The organism is Phytoactinopolyspora endophytica, from assembly GCF_004138495.1.
In the GTDB taxonomy this organism is placed as follows: Bacteria; Actinomycetota; Actinomycetes; order Jiangellales; family Jiangellaceae; genus Phytoactinopolyspora; species Phytoactinopolyspora endophytica.
In genome coordinates this window covers 223,217-225,318 of sequence record NZ_ML142855.1, presented here as the reverse complement: position 1 = coordinate 225,318, position 2,102 = coordinate 223,217, and the positions used below count along the sequence as shown (strand labels likewise).

The window sequence follows — 2,102 nt, the reverse complement described above, 5'->3', positions numbered from 1 at the left end:
ATGCCGTCGACGAACTCCGGAACCTCGGCGAGCAGCGCGGCGAACTCATCGACGACGATCAGCATGCTCGGCGGCGCCACGCCCGGGTGCTCGCGTTCGAGGGCGACAAGGTCCTTCGCGCCGTACTCCGCGAGCTGGTGTTCCCTGGTGGTCAGCTCCGCGTGCAGCGAGGTCAGCGCCCGCTGCACGAGAGCCGGGGTGAGATCGGTGATGTAGCCGACCGTGTGCGGCAGGTCGGCGCACTCCCGGAAGGCGGCGCCGCCCTTGTAGTCGACGAGCAGGAAGCTGATTCTGGACGGAGGGTTGTTCAGCGCCAGCGAGCAGATCAGCGTCTGCAGCAGCTCGCTCTTACCGGCGCCCGTGGTACCGGCCACCAGGCCGTGCGGCCCGTCGTCTCGCAGGTCGATGGTCACCACCCCGTCCGCGCCGGCGCCGAGTTGCGCGCGCAGACCACGGCTCGCCGCCCAGCGCTGCAGCACGGCATCGGCATCGTCGGCGTCGCTGAGGTCCGAGCCGAGGTCGGGCAGCCGTACCGCGTCCGGCAGTGCGGTGTCCGCCAACGCCACCGCCGCATCGTCGCGATATGAGGTCATCAGCCGCGCGGTGTTCCAGGCCGGTGCGAGGTCTAGCATGTCCACGCTGGTGAGCGGCGCGAGTCCGCCGCGGTCCCGGTGCGCGACGACCGCCACCCCCTGCCCGTTCGCAAGCGTCGACGGCTCCCGCACACCCTTGCCGGTCGTGTCCGTGAGGTCGGCGAGAACGCCCGTCGAGGAGGGGACCCGGTCCGGGTCCGACCCGATCCACAGCAGATGCACACGATGCTCGAGCGCGACCCGGGCCACCGCCTCGACCGCACGCCGCGGCAGCCCCGCCTCCTCGTCGACCAGGCAGACCGTGTGGCCGTACCCGCCTTCTCCAGCGCAGAGGAGGTCCAGCAACGTCTGCCCGTCCACCGCGCCGATCGCCACCGGCGCCACCCCTCCGGTGCGCCGCGCCGTGTGCGGAAGCCACCGCAGCCATGCCTCGATATGCGCGCGGCCCGGTCCCAGCACGGCGGCCACCGAGACATCGGCGGGCGAGTGGGCGGCGGCCAGCCGCATGATCACGGCGCGTGCCCACGCGTCGACGTCGGCCTGGCTTCCGGCGACGGCGACCAGCCCGTGGTCTCGCAATGGAACGGCGACCGGCATGTCCGGCAACGTAGCCCGGGCCGAGATCTCCGCCCGCATCGTCGCCAGAGCGTCGCGATCCGTGCCCTTGCCGGCGCCGGCCCGCGGAGGCTTCGCCGTGACCAGCGCGGGCACCGGGCCACGGCCGACCCGTGCCGTGAGGAAGTCGTCGTCGCTCTCGGTGCGGGCCCACAGGCTGCGGTCACGGGCGGCGACGCGGGACCGGACGACGTCGGGATCGGGATGGTCGTCCTCGGCGTGCAGCCGCTGGATCGCCGCCGTCGCGTCGAGGTCGTCCAGAACCTCCTGCAGCTCCTGCCGCCACGCCGCGAGTTCCTCGGCGTGCTCTCGCCTCTTCTGCCGCTGCTGCATGTAATGGTTGGCGAGCATCATCAGCGGGAATCCGAAGGCGAAGACCAGCGAGTACGCCCGCTGGGTGAACAGGAACATCGCGCCGCCCATCATCAACGGCATGAGCATCATGGCCCACGGGAACGCCTGTCTTCCCGGCTTGGTGGGCGGGCTGCTGACGTCGAGCTCCGTCTCGGAGAGGGCGGCGCCGAACCGGGGCGGACGGAGCACCGCGACCGCACGGCCGCCGCCGTCGGCTCCGTGACCTTGCTCGAGCAGCAGCCGGGTGTCGCCGACGTCGAGCGTCTCTCCCCAGCCGACGTTCACCGGCCGGGTGACTTCCCTGCCGCCCGCCTTGGTGCCGTGCGCCGACCCCTCATCCATCACCACCGGCCCGCCGGTCAGCATCACCCGGGCGTGCAGCCGGCTGACCAGCGGGTCGGACAGGACGACGGTGCAGCCGCGGGAGCGTCCGATGGTCAGCGCCTCGCCATGTACCTCGATCGAGGCTCCGGCCTCAGGCCCGGCGAGCACCCGGACGACGGCGCGCGGACGCCGCCGCTGAGCCGGCTTCGTCATCCA

1 protein-coding gene is annotated in these 2,102 nt (G+C 72.3%); it reads right to left on the bottom strand.

From position 1 onward, the window contains the following. Nucleotides 1–2,099 (bottom strand): FtsK/SpoIIIE domain-containing protein (locus ELR45_RS15875; RefSeq protein ID WP_205856682.1); only part of this gene is annotated, 2,099 nt, incomplete at its 3' end. Nucleotides 2,100–2,102: the final 3 nt, after the last annotated feature.